At 62.3% G+C, this 491-nt stretch carries 1 pseudogene; it reads left to right on the top strand.

Annotation, left to right across the window (positions count from 1 at the left end):
* Nucleotides 1-491 (top strand): annotated as a pseudogene (locus K9B37_RS14245) (hypothetical protein); the annotation flags it as partial.

Consider the following 491-nt stretch of genomic DNA (forward strand, 5'->3'; position numbering starts at 1 on the left):
ACTACATCCACGGCTTCAAGGGCTCGGCCAGCGCGCATTTCGACGGCATTCAGATCTTCGGCGGCAACTCCAATGTCGAAGTCGTGCACAACACCGTGGTGCAGGATGCCGATCACACCGGTGTCTCGGCGATCTTCGTCGCCAACACCTTCGGGGCGATCAGCAACATCAACATCCACGACAACTACTTTGCCGGCGGCGGCTTCCCGCTCTACTTCGATGGCACCAAGAGCAGCGCGGCGATGACCAATGTCGCCTGGAACAACAACTATGTCGTCAAGGGCGGCTATGGCTACGAGTACATCCGCAATGACAGCCAGGGCCATAAGCCGGGTAGCACCGGCAACACCATGATTGCCGGTGGCCTCTCCCCCGACAAGGCGCCTGACAAGTACGCCGGCGGCTCAACGCCCACCCCGACCCCGGATCCGACACCCACACCAACCCCGACGCCGGGCGACATCGTCGGCACCAGCGGCAACGACACCCTC

The sequence above is a fragment of the Microvirga puerhi genome (assembly GCF_020089865.1).
GTDB lineage: Bacteria > Pseudomonadota > Alphaproteobacteria > Rhizobiales > Beijerinckiaceae > Microvirga > Microvirga puerhi.